At 39.9% G+C, this 17,641-nt stretch carries 17 protein-coding genes and 2 pseudogenes; 3 read left to right on the top strand and 16 right to left on the bottom strand.

Features of this window, described 5'->3' with window-relative positions; all coding sequences use genetic code 11:
* Positions 1–270: 270 nt before the first annotated feature.
* Both Q9R46_RS03275 and Q9R46_RS03270 read right to left on the bottom strand, forming a co-directional pair.
* Positions 271–1,482: a hypothetical protein gene (locus Q9R46_RS03275; RefSeq protein ID WP_311278952.1), complete on the bottom strand. Its 1,212-nt coding sequence runs from the start codon at positions 1,480–1,482 to the stop codon at positions 271–273.
* Between the two features lie 57 nt (positions 1,483–1,539).
* On the bottom strand, positions 1,540–2,139 hold the full coding sequence (locus Q9R46_RS03270) for a hypothetical protein (protein ID WP_311278951.1): 600 nt from the start codon (positions 2,137–2,139) through the stop codon (positions 1,540–1,542).
* A 269-nt stretch (positions 2,140–2,408) separates the two neighbouring features.
* Here Q9R46_RS03270 and Q9R46_RS03265 point away from each other — a divergent pair, with 269 nt between their 5' ends.
* Positions 2,409–2,963, top strand: coding sequence for an RNA polymerase sigma factor (locus Q9R46_RS03265; RefSeq protein ID WP_311278950.1), 555 nt, complete (start codon positions 2,409–2,411; stop codon positions 2,961–2,963).
* A 28-nt stretch (positions 2,964–2,991) separates the two neighbouring features.
* Positions 2,992–3,189: pseudogene (locus tag Q9R46_RS03260) on the top strand (ABC transporter substrate-binding protein); the annotation flags it as partial.
* Between the two features lie 202 nt (positions 3,190–3,391).
* On the opposite strand, the gene Q9R46_RS03255 reads toward Q9R46_RS03260, so the two are convergent.
* From Q9R46_RS03255 to Q9R46_RS03215, 10 genes and pseudogenes are all read right to left on the bottom strand, one after another.
* Complete coding sequence (locus Q9R46_RS03255) at positions 3,392–3,703, bottom strand: hypothetical protein (RefSeq protein ID WP_311278949.1); 312 nt, start codon at positions 3,701–3,703, stop codon at positions 3,392–3,394.
* 33 nt (positions 3,704–3,736) lie between these two features.
* A complete protein-coding gene (locus Q9R46_RS03250; RefSeq protein ID WP_311278948.1) occupies positions 3,737–3,925 on the bottom strand; it encodes an aspartyl-phosphate phosphatase Spo0E family protein in 189 nt (62 codons plus the stop codon).
* A gap of 280 nt (positions 3,926–4,205) precedes the next feature.
* On the bottom strand, positions 4,206–4,361 hold the full coding sequence (locus Q9R46_RS28550; protein WP_397386322.1) for a PIN domain-containing protein: 156 nt from the start codon (positions 4,359–4,361) through the stop codon (positions 4,206–4,208).
* Positions 4,345–4,644 carry a hypothetical protein gene (locus tag Q9R46_RS03245; protein ID WP_311278947.1) on the bottom strand — a complete coding sequence of 100 codons (300 nt, stop codon included), beginning with the start codon at positions 4,642–4,644 and terminating at the stop codon, positions 4,345–4,347. The genes Q9R46_RS28550 and Q9R46_RS03245 overlap by 17 nt, the downstream gene beginning before the upstream one ends.
* 56 nt (positions 4,645–4,700) lie before the next feature.
* Positions 4,701–5,360, bottom strand: coding sequence for a hypothetical protein (locus Q9R46_RS03240; RefSeq protein ID WP_311278946.1), 660 nt, complete (start codon positions 5,358–5,360; stop codon positions 4,701–4,703).
* A 523-nt stretch (positions 5,361–5,883) separates the two neighbouring features.
* Positions 5,884–6,486 carry a hypothetical protein gene (locus tag Q9R46_RS03235; protein WP_311278945.1) on the bottom strand — a complete coding sequence of 201 codons (603 nt, stop codon included), beginning with the start codon at positions 6,484–6,486 and terminating at the stop codon, positions 5,884–5,886.
* A 93-nt stretch (positions 6,487–6,579) separates the two neighbouring features.
* A complete protein-coding gene (locus tag Q9R46_RS03230) occupies positions 6,580–7,563 on the bottom strand; it encodes a HEPN domain-containing protein (protein ID WP_311278944.1) in 984 nt (327 codons plus the stop codon).
* Between the two features lie 295 nt (positions 7,564–7,858).
* Positions 7,859–8,167: a hypothetical protein gene (locus Q9R46_RS03225; RefSeq protein WP_311278943.1), complete on the bottom strand. Its 309-nt coding sequence runs from the start codon at positions 8,165–8,167 to the stop codon at positions 7,859–7,861.
* A 273-nt stretch (positions 8,168–8,440) separates the two neighbouring features.
* Positions 8,441–8,893: a hypothetical protein gene (locus Q9R46_RS03220; protein ID WP_311278942.1), complete on the bottom strand. Its 453-nt coding sequence runs from the start codon at positions 8,891–8,893 to the stop codon at positions 8,441–8,443.
* A pseudogene (locus tag Q9R46_RS03215) lies at positions 8,890–9,131 on the bottom strand (hypothetical protein). Before Q9R46_RS03215 ends, Q9R46_RS03220 begins: the two are co-directional and overlap by 4 nt.
* Positions 9,132–9,555: 424 nt before the next feature.
* Between Q9R46_RS03215 and Q9R46_RS03210 the strand changes: the two are divergent.
* The gene (locus Q9R46_RS03210) at positions 9,556–9,999 is read left to right on the top strand and encodes a hypothetical protein (RefSeq protein WP_311278941.1); all 444 of its coding nucleotides are present in this window, start codon (positions 9,556–9,558) and stop codon (positions 9,997–9,999) included.
* A gap of 398 nt (positions 10,000–10,397) precedes the next feature.
* On the opposite strand, the gene Q9R46_RS03205 is transcribed toward Q9R46_RS03210, so the two are convergent.
* The 4 genes from Q9R46_RS03205 to Q9R46_RS03190 form a co-directional block, all read right to left on the bottom strand.
* Positions 10,398–14,006, bottom strand: coding sequence for an S-layer homology domain-containing protein (locus tag Q9R46_RS03205; RefSeq protein WP_311278940.1), 3,609 nt, complete (start codon positions 14,004–14,006; stop codon positions 10,398–10,400).
* 297 nt (positions 14,007–14,303) lie between these two features.
* Complete coding sequence (locus Q9R46_RS03200) at positions 14,304–15,251, bottom strand: helix-turn-helix domain-containing protein (protein ID WP_311278939.1); 948 nt, start codon at positions 15,249–15,251, stop codon at positions 14,304–14,306.
* A 206-nt stretch (positions 15,252–15,457) separates the two neighbouring features.
* The gene (locus tag Q9R46_RS03195) at positions 15,458–16,258 is read right to left on the bottom strand and encodes a patatin-like phospholipase family protein (RefSeq protein ID WP_311278938.1); all 801 of its coding nucleotides are present in this window, start codon (positions 16,256–16,258) and stop codon (positions 15,458–15,460) included.
* 66 nt (positions 16,259–16,324) lie between these two features.
* Positions 16,325–17,008: an Lrp/AsnC family transcriptional regulator gene (locus Q9R46_RS03190; protein ID WP_311278937.1), complete on the bottom strand. Its 684-nt coding sequence runs from the start codon at positions 17,006–17,008 to the stop codon at positions 16,325–16,327.
* Between the last annotated feature and the right edge of the window lie 633 nt (positions 17,009–17,641).

Here is a 17,641-nt window from a genome sequence, read left to right as displayed (position 1 = left end):
GATGGTTACATGCTATTAAATTAATTCATACTCTTAATGACTTTCTCCTGATTAAAAACTTTGAGAAACCAGAAAACCGGTATGCAGGTAAAGTCGTGATGTTCCCAGATCACCCAAGAGGTGAGTGATTGGTTCAAGTCGGTGAGTGGAAAGTAAGAATTTGTTGTTGTGAAAAGTAGTATGAGGCAAAGTAAATGAAACAAAAAAATAAGCCAAGGCGTTTAGTTTTAACGCCTCGGCTTGTTTTTTATATACATTTAATCCGCTTTATTATAATTCGTTTTGGAGAGCTTTTCTTTGAGTATTGATAGCTGCTGAATCTTCTTCATTTAAAGATTGCACCTTGTTTAATAGTTCTTTTAATTTCATAATTTTCACTGTGTGTTTATCAATTATAGCCTGATCCTCTTCTTGGAGGACTTCGTTCGTGGAGAAAGCCTCCACAATTTTCGAACTTCTTTCCAAACCTTCGTTTATTTCTTTGATTAAATCCGTTTTAGGAGACACCGTCGCTAGCTCTGGTTCGCTTACTTCATATTCTTTAAAATCATGTGCATAATAGAAAAACTCTTCATCTGATTTCGAGAATTCTTCAATACTTCTCGAAGAGATATTCAGTTCCTTCGCTCTTTTGTCAAACTGCTCTCTTGGAATTTCTTCAATGCCATACTCCTCTTTTTCCGAAGCTGACATCATTCCCGGATTCCAGTTCTCATTCGTCTTCGCTACTAAACTTCGTCCTGCACTACCAGCCTCAAGATTCCGGTACCTTACACCTGCAGATAAGAGCTCGTAACCTGGACCAAAAATCATATACTCAGTTGATATTTGAGCAGTCTGGTTTGGCTCTACGTCAGCTATGAACCAGAAGTATTGACCGGTATCAGAAATATCAGACGACCAATCCCATTTCCTCCATAAACGATTATCTGTCGTAACAACATCATCAACCGTACTACGCATGGCATCAATTAATCCAGTGATTGCCCAAGCATATCCAGCCTTTAAATCGTTAATTGCTGTAATTGCAAAACCAATTATAGCTCCAGCAAGATTGCTATAACCTGGTTTGAAACCTGAAGATTCTGGTGCAGAGCCAATATATTTACTGTCTGCGCTAGACCATAAAGCTAACTTACTTGTATTTGAGGTTCCTTCTATTTCAAATGCTGCTATTCTTATTTTGTTAGTCGCTTTATCATTGTACCTGCTTGCTCCTGTTCCAACAATTCTATAGTTAAATCCCCAAGCTTTGCGGGCACTTGACCATTCCGCACCCATAAACCCTATCGAATATGCAGAATAAATATCATAATGATTATTTCCAGCTTCTCTCCAAGTCAGAGAATTACTTGCCTCTGTATGATTAACAGGCTGATCCGCTGCAGAAGCAAAACTTCCAAACAATATTGTTGAAAAAAGACTTGTAACCAGAAGCGCGCTTATCGTTCTTCTTAAAGGCTTTCTTAATAATGAACTCAATTAGGTCAACTCCTTTTCATTTTCGTTTACCAAATAAAAGAATCACAATTAAGTACTTTAAAATACAGGAACTTCAACAGAATCCGTACCCATCACTTTTTTTCCATTTTTCTCTTCTGAACCGACCTCAATACCAATTTTCAGTGGATCAGAAGGGGTTATGTCCTTTTGATCAGGACTTAAATCGATCACAATTATCCCGGTACCTCCGCCGTTTGCTGTTAAATCCCGTTCTCTCCCTATCTCAATCATTGTGCGCCATGAAGAGTCATCAGAAGAGTTCTTCCAAGTCGATACATAATCAGCGGGTTTCAATTTTGATTGATGTTCAGGGTAACTGCTGGTTATGCTGGAGACACTCCATTGATCAGGGATATAAAACGCCACACCACCCCAGTCAGTGGGGTCAATCTCTACATGTGCTACGATCTTGATATGATCAATCTGCTCCTTCTCACCCTCAACAAATATCGTTCCTTCTGTCATTGTCTTTAAATTCGTCGATTTAGCATCCAGATCAAAATTTTTGACTTGAATGATATTGCCATTAACTGTCGGCTCATTGGATTCATCTGTGTTGATATTCAAAAGAAACAAAATAAAGCCAATCGCAATTAACACAAAAAGTAAGATTAAGTATTTAGATCGTTTTCCCATATAACCATACCTCACTTCTGCCTTTGTTTCTTCAAGCTTAACACATAATCAACGCCCTCCTTCCTTTATCAGCCCCTCTCAAGCTTTTGCAGAATTCATTCATGGTGTTCAGGTGTATACATATATAACGTTGTAATCTGCATTATCTAACGAAAAAAGTATGAATATGTAAAACAAAATAACTTATTATCCCAAATAAGTGATATAATTATAAATGAATAAGTTGTACTGTTTCGTGTTAATTACATAAAATTCTATGGAGGACACGTATGGTTCAATGGTTTGATTATTTTAGAGACCCACTAGACAGTGTTGATCCAACAATTCAGAAAACAGTTTATAATTCTTTTTACAAATTCGTATATCCGAGCATTTACCCCATGATACTGGATCATTTACTAACTGAAGATATTATTCAGGATTCTTTCATTAAATCAATTACAAAGGGTCCATATATTAGAACTGATTCAAATATCCAAGCTTGGGTCAAACGACTGGCCTACAATACAACCCTAGATTATTTAAGAAAGCTGAACAGAGAACGTCGACTTTTGGCTCACCCTTGCAGTAACAACTTCGAAACTCCTAGTGATTCAATGACTGTAGACAGAGAAGTCGAGAGAAAGGAGACTAACGAAGAATTATACAGAGCCATTGACGAGTTGAAATTAGACTATCAAGTGGCACTTATATTATTTTATGTAGAGGGAAAAACGTACCGTGAAATCTGTAATGAACTTCGTTTAACAGAGTCTGTATTTACACAAAGATTAGCCAGAGCCCGAAAAAAACTACTTCACAATCTCCAAAGACTAGATTGCTAAGGATATTTTCCAACGAACTTCCGTCCTGAAAGGCGCAGCCACACCAACCATGGTATCCAAGTGGAACCTGCTCCGTCAGTCCGAGCTCGAAACCTTCAACAAAATCATCTATGGCAAACTGCCAATCGATGCATTTGATCAATTCGTAGCCAACTGGAAATCCAACGGCGGCGACCAGATCACCCAAGAGGTAAATGATTGGTTCAAATCTGTGAGTGGGAAATAAGAATTTGTTGTTGGGAAAAAAGTAAAGCATTAAAACCCGAGCCGAAGCGAGTTATTCACACTTCGGCTCGGGTTTTTAAGTTTAGAGCGGGGTCGCTCCCCCATGACTTATGGGTTCGCTTTAGTGGATCAAGCCCGTGCATGCTTAAGCTAAGCTATGTAAACATGCACGGGCTTTTCACACCACTAAGCTCGTCCATTACCTAGCTTTGATCCGATTCATGTCCTTTCTCCACCAACATCGACTGACCTAGCAAGGATACCGTTAGCTGAATACCATCTCGCAGCCCCTGCATGTACAATCGTTCATTTTCTATTCCTTTTCTGACAATGTAACGATTCTCCCATTCAGCATATTCAGGTGTCTGCTCAACATCTTGGCTAGCAAACAAAGCTTCAAACGCTTCGTCGGTTTCCCCACGTACACGACTCAGTTCAGGATCATGCTCGATCCGGGCACTCACCTCATCCAGCCTTGCTTGAATCGCTCGCTGCATCCACGGTGGAAAATCCATAGCTTCTCCTCCCCTACGCATTATGTACTTCGCTCATTGCCGTACCACTCGACCAAGTTTCGCTTTCATTTCACTCACTTGTGCCACCAGTTCATCGACCCTTCGGCTCTGTTCCTGAACCGCGGGATTGTCCCACAACGGAATCGCTTGCTTCAAGGATGCCTCACCAAGCTGATTAAGCTTGCGCCGTTCCTCTTCCAATAAGTCAAGCAACCAGCTCATACATGCACCTCTCTGATGGGTCTGAACTGCATCATGTCTTGTTAATCCTAATCGGCGTTGTATACCTGTTACTCGGGTCTTACCAGAATTGTAAGATAAAATATGATTATTTAAATGCGAGAATCGACTTAAAATAAAAAAACACCGATATATACCTTCGGTGTCTTAATAAGAACAGCCCAGAAAACCCACAAATACTATACGAAGAAGAAACTTCTTGATTCTTACTTCTTTTTTATTCATTTAAATTCCAGCAATTTTTTGTACATTTTGTTTTCATTTACATAGAAGATAAAAAGTCTTGTAAATGCATTACCTCATAATTATTATTTTTCATTCTCTGGTAAAGGTCTTTATCTTCTGTTATCAGAATACATCCTTCGTGTACAGAAGTATCAGCAATTATTGCATCATTACTATTACTTTTTTTTTTCATTAAGAATTGTGTGATAAACCTCACCCATACCAAGCCTCGTATATCCTAATCTTGCCTTTCCTAAAACCATGACAGATACAGGAACAAGTTTTGCTCTTAGATCTGCCAGCATTAAAATATTTCTAATTCTCGTATCCTTTTTAACATCAGGAATGACTGCAAGCTCCTCAACCTGGATATTGGTTATAAAGTATTCGTATTTTGTATTTGCTGACTCTTTAATAACTTGAATAAACTCAGACAATTTATCAAAGACATTTGAATCAAACATTACTTTTTTCAAGTAACAACCACCTCACAAATTCACATTTTATCTTATTGTTCCTATTAGAAAAAAGTCTAATATCCGTTCTTACTACGTACTACATATGCCTGTTTACTTTCATTTTGGATAAAATATCTTCCAACAACATCATCAACAAAACAGATTAATCCTATCAAGTACTCAGATAACTCATTTAAAATCCCTATTATTTCTTGCTCACTTTTACCTTTAAATATTAGATTAATTGCCAATTCATCAGCATAAACAAAGTCTATTTCTTTTCGTTTCTTACCAGCAGAAGAAACTCTTGTAAAAAAATCAGGTAGTTCTCTGTATTCTTCCTCAAAGTCTCTATTGTCGTAATGAAAGAAACTATCTCTTATTGGTTTTACTATTCTTCTCACAAATGATGTTTCCCACGGAGTACAAGAATCTATAATTAATTTATAATTGTACTTAGCTTCATCAGATAGACTATCTATAAATGCATCCTTCTGGGGAAAGTTATTTTTGACAATAAACTTAGCTGCCTCTCTATAATGAGAAGCAGCCAATCGAAAATAGTAAATAAATTCTCCATTTGTATGCTTCTTAGTACCATCTAAATAATCTATTAATGACCTATGAATATAAAACAAATCATTTCTGATTAAAGATAGTTTAAGTATCCATTCAGAAATCTTATCACCAGGAATAAACATATTTTTTAATCTAAACACAATCTCATTTTTCATTGAAAAGCTCTCCAATCATTAATCTTACACGAATGCATGTAACCCTTCCATATTTGTAAGCTTTCCGCTACAGAATTATGCTTAAATAAACATTCTTATTTTCACGTTCACCCAGAAATACAGTGTTTTATTTACAAACTATGTTCCGGAGCATAATTTTCAATCAACGCCTCTAAAAAAATGAATCTGCCATTTTCGATCCATCTGATATTTTATGTGAGTAATTTCCCTTGAACAAGAGAAGCTTCATTAAATTATAATTAATTATTTATATATCATTAATATCTTGAATCTTCATTCAGCTTTAGCCTAAATTTTAGATAACGTTCCTGTATTCAGGACCCAGCTTGTGCTGAGGGCCCGTGAATGCCGCCCGTTTCGTTAATATCTTGTTATATAATGTCAGCACTTATTACAATATTAGAAAGCCAGATATAATATTTCAAAAAATTTAGATTTCATAATAAAACCAATGGACCGTTAGGTGTACCTGCGTTAATTAATATGTTGTTATCTGATGTTTTTATTCATTTGAATTCTCTATTTTTTCCAATATAATCTTATTGGTTTCTCTAACCACCCATATTTTCGATATACCATCGTAGGTTGCAATATAATTCGGTAACCCAGATCCTAATAAATGGTTAGATTCACTTGATAGGGACTGTTTACTCTGTAGCAAAGGAATTATTTTATCTATAGCTTCGAACATTGCTTCATCCGAAGATATCCCATTAAATTTGAAATTGTAATGGTCATTGTTAATCTTCACTTCTATCCCATATGTTATTTGCTTCTCCTCTACACCATTACTTGTTGTTTTGTTATACTTTTTGTCTTTTACTTTTTTAAAAGTACGTAATATCACAATCTTTATACTATCCCATGCTACATTAACCAGAATACCTGACATCAAACTCATAGCTAATGGAGAATTAACTAAAAAAGAGTAAACATTAGTAAACTCATCAATCGAAGCAGTTACTTCTCCGTTTTTATCTAAAGGTAGGAATTGAATACCATTCTCATTCAATTCTGAGCTTATTATTAAAAGATCACTTTCTTCTATTGACCCAGACAAATAATAAAAACCTAATTTATATTCTGACGTTACAGATTCTTTCATATTAAGCCTCCAAATATTTTTTTCATCAACAAATAACGTTCCTGTATTTACGAACCATGCGTAAATGTTATGTTAGATGATGTCACAATCATCTTAGATATACTTTTTAAAATCAATTCTTAAATTCTTTAATGTTAATAATCTATCGACAAATAGTTCACCGAAAGAATTTAAACAAAAAATATATTTTTCCATTTCTACTCTACTTAATTTGTAGTCAATTATCCCTTCATGAATAAACTTGTGTCTTGAATCAAGCATTTTAGTAATTACTTCTCTAAGCACAACTATTCTTTTATTAAATTTCTTACTAGTATTTAAAATTTCAAACAGGTCTATTTCAAGATATTTTTTGAATGCCTCATTTGCTGAAATCAGATTTTGAAAATTATAATTCTCAGTTTCTAAAGACGAAATAGAAATCTGACCTTCCAATAAACTTTTAAGTTTTGAAAAATGAATCTTGTCATTTTTTTTAAATACTTGATCTCTTGCTGATTCATTTGTTTCTAAATATCTAATAAAAGTATATTTTAAAAAGGTTTCTAAAGTAGTTACGAGAAAAGGTACTATCATATTATTACGAAGTAATTCTTTGTTTAGCTCTGCAATATAACTATCAGCTGACAAAATCTGCTCCGGTACGTCTTCTATAATAATACTTGTTTTTAATAAATTATCATGGAATGCACTATAGACAAAACCTAACGCTTTCTCTGAAGCTTGAAGTTTTGGAATGTCATTCGTAATATACGATCTAGTTCCGGTTTGAGGATTATAAATATAACCACCGTAAATCTTTTTAAGTATTTTAAGTGTATTATTTTGAGTGAAAAGGTCTTCATAACTTCTACCTGCTGACGTGCTAGTAGTAATGGTAGTACTAGTTTTTTTCTCGCTAGAATAGTATTTTAGATACAGCCATACGCCTCGGATTGATTGATAGTTATCCATGTGATACCAGGTATAACAATTCTCATACTTAGGATTTACAACCCACCCCATCGGAATCAAGACATCTTCGATTTCTTTTTTAATTATATGTTTGGGAATCCTTAATTCTAGATCAATACTCATGCAACACCTCATGTTTATTGTTATGTCATCTAATCTCTATACTTCGTAAATACCACACATTCTACCTAATATCTGAACTACGTATATGATAACCGATGCAATGATTTTTGCGAAGAAAAATTTGGCGAAAAAGGGAGAAATTTCGATAAGCATTCCCTCATATCCATACGATCCAATGGACTTTGAACACATCGAGTATGTGTAATATCAAAATAAAAAGGAAGACCCTTCTTCATCCCACAGGGAGTCAAGCGACCTTCCGAATGTCTTCTTAATTCGTTCCTAAGCTGCACTACTAATCAACTGGTTCTGATGAATAATAATAAATCATTGAACCAGCCACTATTTCATCTGGCGATACCCCGTTCCCCAAACATATCCCAACATTCTTTTTACCCGCAATCGAATGATTGATTTGACAAGAAACAACATCATATACTCGCTCTTCCCCGTCCACGTTTTTAATCACGATCTGATCACCGATCATCTCTCGAATTGTCGACGGAAGAAGATTGTCCAACTCTTCATTCGCTCCCATCACGATGGTTCCGTATTCAGGTGTATCGAAGACCAAACCTACGCCAAACAGCATTTTTGTTTCCATTCTTTGACCTCCATATTTGTGATCTATGTGCAACTCCCCTTTGACATCTCGTACTCGAAGATCGGCGTTATGTAATCTAACGATGGAATCTCTCAATAAAGCTTAACGTTTAGTAGAATTGAGTTCAGGTGCAAATCTTGCTATTCGAATGCTTGCTTGAGCTTCATCGAGGGCACAATTTCTTTTCATAACCTCGGGCTTCAGGAAAATCGACTTTCGTTAATTTCAACAGTCATCAATATATAAAAAAACTACAACTCTTTCATCACTTGATCAAAGCTGTAGCTCTTGGTCCTGATACACTTTCTTCGTTATCATCTTTGTATATTTCAATCTCGTGATTTCAATCAGTTCATCTGGCTGCATCATATTCAGGATATGACTATCTCTTATTAGTATTTTTTGATAATCTCTCCCCAGCCCTTTGACTATAATGATATTTCTATCCTTCTTCACATCCACGATTTGTCCAATGGTTACGAATTGTTCTTGATTCTTGAGATCAAGGTAGGTTAGCAGCCCAAGTATACAAAATATAATCAAACAAGAAATGGATAATCCAGTTGCCCATGCAGGGGTATCATTCACGAAGTAGTTTTTGACAATTAATTGCACGCCAATGATAAAAATAAATAGTATGATGAAGCCAAATTGCATTTTCAATTTCTTTTCAGCTCTTTCGCTCATAGGCTCTCCTTCTAAATCTTTTGCTCCATATCCGTTCAATGTCCCGCTCTCATTAATGGATCTTTGCGGAGGTGAATCACAAAGTCTGGATTTGAAGTATGATATACAACGTTACCAGGCTCTACTTGAAAAAACTCTTTATTTGCATCTTGTTCGGATACAGTACGAATCGGTGCAACCTCATCCACGACTTTTTTGTTATCTTACTCATGAATTGAAGGATAGAAACTAAAACAAATTGGTCAGGGAATAACTCTCTTACTTCCTGCCATTTCATGTAATATACCTCCTATTATTCGTATTTTTAAAACTTATTATCATTTTAACATATACATCTGAATTCAAAGATCGTTCCTATATCATAACATTACATTCGAGACAAAGACGGAGGCGATACATCTTCACTTAATTTAAACATCAAATTCGCTTTGAAGGTGGTCAGACTTTCTTTAAAAACAACTCATGGTGAAAAGATGATCATTTGCCTTAAATGATATGATGTAATCACATTAGGAAATGATTGGATATAAAACGTTTTAAAGTATATTATTTAAAGGAGTGTTCGTACAAAAGAATTATTTACGTCTTTTTTTCTTGTCTTCTGATTATTGATATTTTAAGTGTTCAAGTAGCAGGGGCTACTGATCTTTGCATAATCGGAGCATATTATGCTTGCCTTCAACTACTTATTAAAAGGAGATATGATGTATAGAAAACTAATAATTATTGCTTGTCTGATAGAAGTTTCTTTTTTAATTTTTTTACAATATCGATACAATAATATTTTAGATCTTTTTCCTTTCATTGGAGTGTTAGTTTTTTTCATGGTGCTGAGTTATTTCTTAAAAGTTCAACTAAGTAAAAAACGTAATGAAATAGTGTTTTTTTTACAAACACTCTTTTTAATATTTATTCCAATTTATACGATAACCACACTTCCTCAATACACGTATGAAAGTGCGGTAGATAAGGTCACTCAGAATCTAGAAGAGCCTTATGTGGTTAATAAACAGAAGAATACGTTAATTGAAGATGAATCTAATGAAATTAAAAAAGGTTATATGTTCTCAGTGGAAAAAAATTCAGAAGTAAATTCATACGTTTTTGATCCATGGACTGGTAATTATCATGAAGTGCAAGATTGAGATAAGCTTAGCTACTCGGTTAAATTGATGTAGATTCTGCTATCATGTGAAAATTATTTTTAACGCCTTAAGAAAAAAAGAATCGGTTCACCGATTCTTTTTTTCTTGCAAATTCTTAGCCTTCCTATCATGCTGCCTGCGAATATAAGACCGCGCAACATGTATATGATGTTAAGTGATGTTCCTCTTTTGCAGAGCATCCCTATCAAGCATAGTGCAGTTGGATTTTATTAAACCATAACTCATATGGTCTAACTTCCTAGTTCTTTTTTGAAATTTGTACACATAAAAATCCCCCTTCACTGTAGCAGGTTTTATCTATACACCTGTTACGATGAAGGGGGATAAATTTTTGTTTTATATCTCCTTAGTTTTAAAGCTATGAGCTATTTCACTGGTTAACCCAGCAATTGATCTATCGTTTGATTCTCTCTCAGCATGCGCATAATCACCGTTAAGGCTTCCGCCCTCGTGAGATTGGCGTTCGGTTCAAACCGATTCGGGCTCTTGCCCTCAAGTAATCCCGCCTTTGCAGCCGCTTCAATGATCTCCTTCGCCCAATGCTTGGGTGCTACATCAACGAATGTTGCCGCATCGCCAGATGCACTATTCTGAAAAATCAGGATTTTCGAAATCATAGCAACCATCTCGGCCCGTGTAATCCTGTAATCAGCGTGGAACGTTCCATCAGAGTACCCTTTAATAACGCCATTAGAAGCAAGAACTTCTATAGAGTCTCTCGCCCACGAATTCTGAATATCCCGTAACTCAAACGTTTCGCTTCCTGAACGCAGAGCAAATGCTTTAACGAGAAGTGTGCTGAACTCTGCCCTTGTAATAGAAGCATCCGGTCTGAATCTGCCGTCTGGATACCCATTAATTATACCTATCTTGGCAGCGGACAAAATATCTTTGGAAGCCCAATGGGACGCTGCATCCTGGAACGTTATAGCGTTACCAGCCAATGCCTCTTGTATAAAAGCTACGAGCCGATCGGTTTCAACAAGAGCGTGAAAATGCTTGGTCTCCTGTACAGGAGGCGTTGAAGGGTCCGATTTAACCGGAGTGCTCGTATCAATTGAAGTGCTTGTATTGGTTGAACTGCTCGGAGCGGATTCTGACCCCGAAACTGGCGTACCACTTACTGTTATGTTGATATCTACCGATTGGGTTCCATAGACAGCACTGACGACAGTACTACCAGCTGTCTTACCTGTAACCATGCCACCGGTAACATTAGCAATTGACGGATTGCGAACGCTCCAGGTTACCGATGAGGTCACATCTCTTTGCGACTGATCTGAAAAAACAGCTGTAATCGCCACGGATGCAGTCTGCCCGCTCATTACGTTTAACGTATTCGGAGTAGCCTTTAAACTTCTTAATCCCTGCAAGGTCATGCTTTTTGTTCCAATGTTGCTCATTTGGTTACCATCGCTTACGGTAAAGCCGATCGTGCGCGTCGTCATATTCGTAGAAACTTGTGTGTTACTGTAAGTAACTGCTTGCAATGCGTTCTGCCACTGCGCCAACGTTGCGGTTCCACCTGCGGACGTTAATGTCAGCACGCCCATGAGAGCATCATAATTCGCCGTAATATTCCCCATGCTCGCTCCATCATTAATGTATGCCAATACGTCTTTTCCAGTATCGAAGTGGCTCGTAATGCTAACCGCTGCGCTAGTCAAGGTGGTATTATCCAGGTCGGATACCGTTACACCGCTATCAATAACTGTCGGCGTCGAAGCTCCAGAGATGTAATTCGTCGAACCACCACTTGTGGTCACCCTTGGTGTCTGATTGGTAGCTGTGATCGTTACAGCTCTTGTTGCTGTATTGCTTGCATTGACGCTGGAGTTCACCGTGAAGCTAACTATACGTGTCGCCTCATTTGGCGTGATCGCCGTATCTGTATAAGTAATTGATCTCAAGGCGGCCTGCCACTGCGCCAACGTTGCAGTTCCGCCCGATGATGTCAGCGTCAGCACACCCGTAGATGCATTATAACTGGCTGTAATATTCCCCATGCTCAGCCCGTCATTGATGAAACCAAGCTCATCTTCTCCAACATGAAGATTACCTGTAATCGCCACTGTTGCGCTTGCAAGAGTAGTGCTGCTATCTGCTGTTACCGTTATGCCAGAGTCGATATCGACCGGAGTTGAGGGTGCATTATTCCCAGCCACAAATGAAGCCGAACCGCTGCTTGTAGTGAGAATCGGAGGCGCGATCACCGTCACTTCCACAGGATGTGTAGCAGCAGCGCTGGTCTTAGTTCCGTCGCTCACGATATAACTAATGTTGCGTTGCCCTGGCGTGGCGCTTGTGCTTGAGAACGAAATTCCCCTCAACGCTCTCTTCCACTGCGCCAACGTTGCGGTCCCGCCTGAGGATATCAGCGTTAGTGCGCCTGTTGAGCCATTATAACTCGCCGTAATATTTCCCATGCTCGCTCCATCATTGGTGTATGACAATACGTCTTTTTCCGCGTCGAAATTGCTCATAATACTAACTGATGCGCTAGCCAAGGTTGCATTATCAAGGTCTGATAACGTTAGAGCGCTGTCGATTACCACCGGAGTCGAAGCACCGGTAATGTAATTCGTCGACCCACCACTTGTGGTCACAATTGGAGTCTGGTTGGTTGCTGTGACCGTTACAGCTCTTGTCGCTGTATTGCTTGTGTTAAGCCCATCTGTCACATTGAAGCTAACCGTACGGTCGGCCGTGTTCGGCGTGATCGCCGCACTAGTGTAAGCAATTGATCTCAGGGCGTTCTGCCACTGCAACCCCATTGCAGTAGAGCCTGCGGATGTCAATGTCAGCACGCCAGTAAAGGCATTATAACTAGCGACAATATTTCCCTTGTTAGACCCGTTATTAATTAACAATAGCAGATCTTCTCCAACTTGAAGATTGCCTGTAATCGCCACTGTTGCGCTTGAAAGAGCAGTGTTGCTATCTGCTGTTACCGTTATGCCAGAGTCCACAACGACCGGAGTTGAGGGTGTATTATCCCCAGCCACAAATGAAGCCGAACCGCTACTTGTAGTCAGACTAAGAAGCATATTCACCGTTACTTCCACTGAACGTGTAACTGCAACGCTGGTCTTCATTCCATCATTTACGGAATAACTAACGATACGCTGCCCTGACGTAGCACTTGTACTTGAAAATGAAATACTTCTCAACGCACTCTGCCACTGGGCCAACGTTGCGGTTGCACCTGCCGATGTCAGTGTTAGCAAACCATTAGATGCAGTATAACTGGCTGTAATATTTCCCATGGTCTGCCCGTCGTTAGTGTATACCAATAAGTCTTTTACCGCGTCAAAATTACTTATAATACTAACCGATGCACTAGCCAAGGTTGCATTATCCAGATCGGATACCATTAGACCGCTGTCAATCGCCACCGGAGTCGGAGCACCGGAGATGTAATTCGCTGAACCGCCACTTGTGGTTACGATTGGTGTCTGGTCGGTAGCTGTCACCGTTATAATTCGTGTTGCCGTGTTACTTGTATCCACACCGTCCGTCACCGTGAAGCTAACCGTGCGTGTCGCCGTATTTGGCGTAATCGCTGCATTGGTATAAGTAATTGATCTCAGAGCGTTCTGCCACTGCGCCAACGTTGCGGTTGCGCCAGCTGATGTCAGCGTCATCACCCCAGTACCTGCATTATAACTGGCTGTAATATTCCCCATATTCTGTCCGTAATTAATGAACATCAGCATATCTTGTCCAGCATGAAAATTACCTGTAATCGCCACTGTTGCGCTTGTAAGCGTAGTGCTGCTATCGGCCGTTACCGTTATGCCGGAGTCGATCGCAACCGGAGTTGAGGACGTATTATCTCCGGCCACGAATGAAGCAGAACCTCCAGTTAGAGTTAACACAGGACCCGTTGCTGCAAAGGTTGTCGGCGTAATATAATTACCGAATCCCGTCTGAAAAGTTAACGCAATGGTGACCAGGACTAACATTTTTCGTAATAAACTCTTCATCGACTACTCTCCCTATCTTTTAGATTTAATCCTGAATCTCACTATTGCTGAAACATAAGCATTAATTAACACGAAATTAGTTGAACCCCTTATAAAACCTTTACTACATAGACAAAATCCATTTTGCGGTATTATCAAAAAGAATTCCTGTGCTTTAAGAACTATCTTTAGAACTTTCGCCCTATTCCAACTCATTAAAACCCAAAAAACAGGTCACTTATCCTCTTTACGGAGAGAAAAGATGACCTGTCTATAGTCTTTAGAATGGCTATTTGAACCCTGATTAGGATAAATGCTTTATGTAACCCCCAACAACGCCTGCTCAACCTGATCCACAATCCCATTGATCCCCAACGGCCCATAACTGCCAATCCAGGTTGCCGCATCCACCGAATGCACTCGTTGCTCCTCGCCGCCACCGAGCATTCCCAAAACCCGCTGCTCTGTCGCCGATATCCCATCCTGCATAAGTCCATTACTCAGCAAAAAGTAGTGACTTGCCTGCACTGCGGGTAATCTCTCAACCGAAATATGATAGGCCGTATCCGAGGTGTCTGCGACAAACAGTGGAACAGGCAGACCCAGATCACTATACAGCACAGCACCTGTGCGATGAGCGGCGGAATGCACTCGAACGAGCGAATCCAGCGGACGGATCAGAGCCACACTTTTGCCTGCCAGTACTGTAGCCAACTCCTCAGATAGCAAAGCCGTTCTACGAAGATAGTCAGCAATAATATGCTTGGCTTCTGCTCGTTTGCCTGTCAGTTCACCGAACAGACTAAGGATCGTCTGCCAGTTTTCATTACGTTTGAACATGAGCACTGGAGCGATCCCACTTAATCGTTCAAGATACTGCTCATGGACCTCGGTACAGATAATCAGATCCGGTGCAAGTCGTTCTACCGCAGGCAGATCGGGGTATTCATATGTACCTAGTAACTTAGTATAGTGGAGTCCTGCCCGAAGGGACTGGGGGAAAGATAACTCGCGGCTAAACGCTCTGCTGAAATAATACATATCCCGATAGCCCAATTTGTAGGCAATTTCACCGATCGAAGCATCCGTATGACGCAGCATCCGTGAAGCACTTTCCATGCGTAGCTGAATGACGTACTCCATCGGTCCGAGCCGCTTTTCTTGTTTGAAGCGGCGCTGTAGCTGTCTTACACTACAACCCGCAAGGGCAGCCAGCTCTTTCAGCTCCAGGTTCTGACGATAGTGCGACACGACCGCATCCACCATGTCAGACTCCGCTCATGTCCATACGATTCAATGGACTTTGAATACGTCGAGTATTTTCAATGTCAAAAGTCAAAACAAAAAGGAAAGCCTTTCTCATCCCATAGGGAGTCAAGCAACCTTCCGATACCTTCTTAATTCTTTCCCATGTTGCACTACTAATCATTTGTTCTGATGAATAATAATAAACCATTGAACCAGCCACTATTTCATCTGGCGATATCCCTTTCCCCAAACATTAGCCTATGCTGGAGCTCAGGCATCATCGCCTCCATTGCCTCTTCCCCAGCCGCAATACACTCGAGGGATTTGGTAACATCGAAGGCAGCGTACGGACCTACATCGGGTCTGACCACCATATCAGCCAAGCTCAAGCTGCTATGCTTTCGTTCGGCAGTCATCAGGCTGTAGGAGCGATAGACCACTTCAATCATGTTACGAGGCGGCTTCTTTTCATGCTCTCTGGATACATCTACGGCCAGTATACAATTTACGTTTTCCTCTTTCATATTGGCTACCGGCAAGTTGTTTAGAACCCCGCCATCCACCAGCATTCGTCCATTACACATCAAAGGAGCGAAAACACCCGGAAATGCCGATGTTGCACGAAGCGCAGTCACCAGATCGCCCTGATCTATCGTAACTTGTGTGCCCTCCATCAGATCCACAGCAATCGTTTTGAACGAAATCGGTAGCTGCTCAATGCATATGTCTTGCAATTCATGCTCAGCAAGCAAATCGCTCACTACCTGTGCAATCCCGTTGCCAGCCAGAATGCCCTTTAGCCAATTCCCACGATCGAGAAAACGAAGCTTGGGTGTATGAATAAGTGTATTCTCAATCTCATGGACAGGCACACCCGCGGCATACAAACCACCTACAACGCCGCCCATACTTGTGCCAATGACGCAATCCACTGCAACGTGATGTTTTTCCAAAGACTTCAGGATACCAATGTGGGCAAGCCCTCTTACAGCCCCACCGCCCAGAACCAAACCTAACTTCTTCATCTACACACCGCCTCTCCATTATTTCTCCACCCACCCAAAAAACCCAAAAACTAAGCACAGAAACTTTTACGCAAGTGCTTCGAGAATAAAGTCGGCAAGCACCGTATGCTCCGCCTGACTTAACGCTTGTATTCGATTCACATATGACCCGACCAATACCATTAAGTCCTGTCCAACATCTTTGCTCATCATTTGTACAATTGTGCCTACCACTGTGCCTATGAATATAAGCAGCCGGGGCTGATGCCCATCAGTCTCCTGCACCAATTTGCGGATTAGCGCGTTCATGCGACGATCCAATTGTCTGGTATATATTATTAATATGCCGGAGATGTAACCGCAGATTTCGAAATTGGAGCCTTTTTCAGGAATCTCAATTAGTAGTTTGGTTATCAGCTCTTGCGCACTTGTGTCCTTGAAGCCGCTTAACATATCACGAATAAATTGAAGACTAACCTGTGTCTCCTGTGGTTCACCGTCCTGATCCAGCTTTGCCTCTTTGCCAAGCAACGCAGCTGCTTTCTCTGTGGGTGTAAAAACAACCTGCGAACGTCCCGTCACATTTGGATTCGTCTCATAGCTACGGGTGACAAAGCCTGCTTTTTCAATAGCCTTCAGCATATCATATGCCGTCCATTTACTCACCCCGAGAACCTTGGCTAACGCTTCATAATGAACGGGCAAACGGCTCTGCTGATACATGTCAACCAGTTGATCCAGGAACTGCAATCTGCGTTTGGAAAGCGCCATAGCGGCTCACCTCCATTCCATCTATGTGATGTGTTTTTCAATATTAAACCTTTAACGTTCTTGGGCTTTTTGTGGATTATCGTATCATCTGAATATGATATCGTCAATGCTACTCTTGAAGCTATCCGTAATTTCAATATCATTTTCAAAATCAGCTTGTTCCTGGAGTTTAAATAAAAAATCATGAATCCTCCTGTCCAGGCTTCTAATCAGTGTTGACCTAACCAAGTTTATTTGCTCTTCATTCAATCCCTGTAGTCCAGCCTGCAGCTTCTCCAAGCTTGGTGATTTCCAATGTCCTTCAACTAACTGTTCGAAAAAATCTATACTTCGATCCGTGAGATACACTATTCATCTTAAATGCTTATGCTATAAATAATTTGGAAGGGGCACACCAACTTGGCTTTCCAGAGCAATCCATTAAGCATAATTCGGTTAGATTTTATTAAAATCCCACAAGGTCTAACTACGTTATTATTAGTGAACATCAGCACATCTTCTCCAGCATGAAAATTACCTGTAATCGCCACTGTTGCACTTGCAAGCGTAGTGCCGCTATCGGCCGTTACCGTTATGCCTTCACTATTGCTAAAAAATAAGCATTAATGAACACCGGAATTAGTTGAACCCCTT

The organism is Paenibacillus sp. RRE4 (genome assembly GCF_031844205.1).
In the GTDB taxonomy this organism is placed as follows: domain Bacteria; phylum Bacillota; class Bacilli; order Paenibacillales; family Paenibacillaceae; genus Paenibacillus; species Paenibacillus xylanexedens_B.
This window is presented reverse-complemented; position numbering and strand designations above follow the sequence as displayed.

Coding starts and splice junctions, on each gene's coding strand:
- Q9R46_RS03265 (WP_311278950.1), top strand. CDS start 2,409: ATGGTTCAATGGTTTGATTATTTTAGAGACCCACTAGACAGTGTTGAT.
- Q9R46_RS03225 (WP_311278943.1), bottom strand. CDS start 8,167: ATGGAAACAAAAATGCTGTTTGGCGTAGGTTTGGTCTTCGATACACCT.
- Q9R46_RS28550 (WP_397386322.1), bottom strand. CDS start 4,361: ATGAAAAAAAAAAGTAATAGTAATGATGCAATAATTGCTGATACTTCT.
- Q9R46_RS03235 (WP_311278945.1), bottom strand. CDS start 6,486: ATGAAAGAATCTGTAACGTCAGAATATAAATTAGGTTTTTATTATTTG.
- Q9R46_RS03240 (WP_311278946.1), bottom strand. CDS start 5,360: ATGAAAAATGAGATTGTGTTTAGATTAAAAAATATGTTTATTCCTGGT.
- Q9R46_RS03190 (WP_311278937.1), bottom strand. CDS start 17,008: ATGGCGCTTTCCAAACGCAGATTGCAGTTCCTGGATCAACTGGTTGAC.
- Q9R46_RS03230 (WP_311278944.1), bottom strand. CDS start 7,563: ATGAGTATTGATCTAGAATTAAGGATTCCCAAACATATAATTAAAAAA.
- Q9R46_RS03250 (WP_311278948.1), bottom strand. CDS start 3,925: ATGAGCTGGTTGCTTGACTTATTGGAAGAGGAACGGCGCAAGCTTAAT.
- Q9R46_RS03255 (WP_311278949.1), bottom strand. CDS start 3,703: ATGGATTTTCCACCGTGGATGCAGCGAGCGATTCAAGCAAGGCTGGAT.
- Q9R46_RS03270 (WP_311278951.1), bottom strand. CDS start 2,139: ATGGGAAAACGATCTAAATACTTAATCTTACTTTTTGTGTTAATTGCG.
- Q9R46_RS03205 (WP_311278940.1), bottom strand. CDS start 14,006: ATGAAGAGTTTATTACGAAAAATGTTAGTCCTGGTCACCATTGCGTTA.
- Q9R46_RS03200 (WP_311278939.1), bottom strand. CDS start 15,251: ATGGTGGATGCGGTCGTGTCGCACTATCGTCAGAACCTGGAGCTGAAA.
- Q9R46_RS03195 (WP_311278938.1), bottom strand. CDS start 16,258: ATGAAGAAGTTAGGTTTGGTTCTGGGCGGTGGGGCTGTAAGAGGGCTT.
- Q9R46_RS03210 (WP_311278941.1), top strand. CDS start 9,556: ATGATGTATAGAAAACTAATAATTATTGCTTGTCTGATAGAAGTTTCT.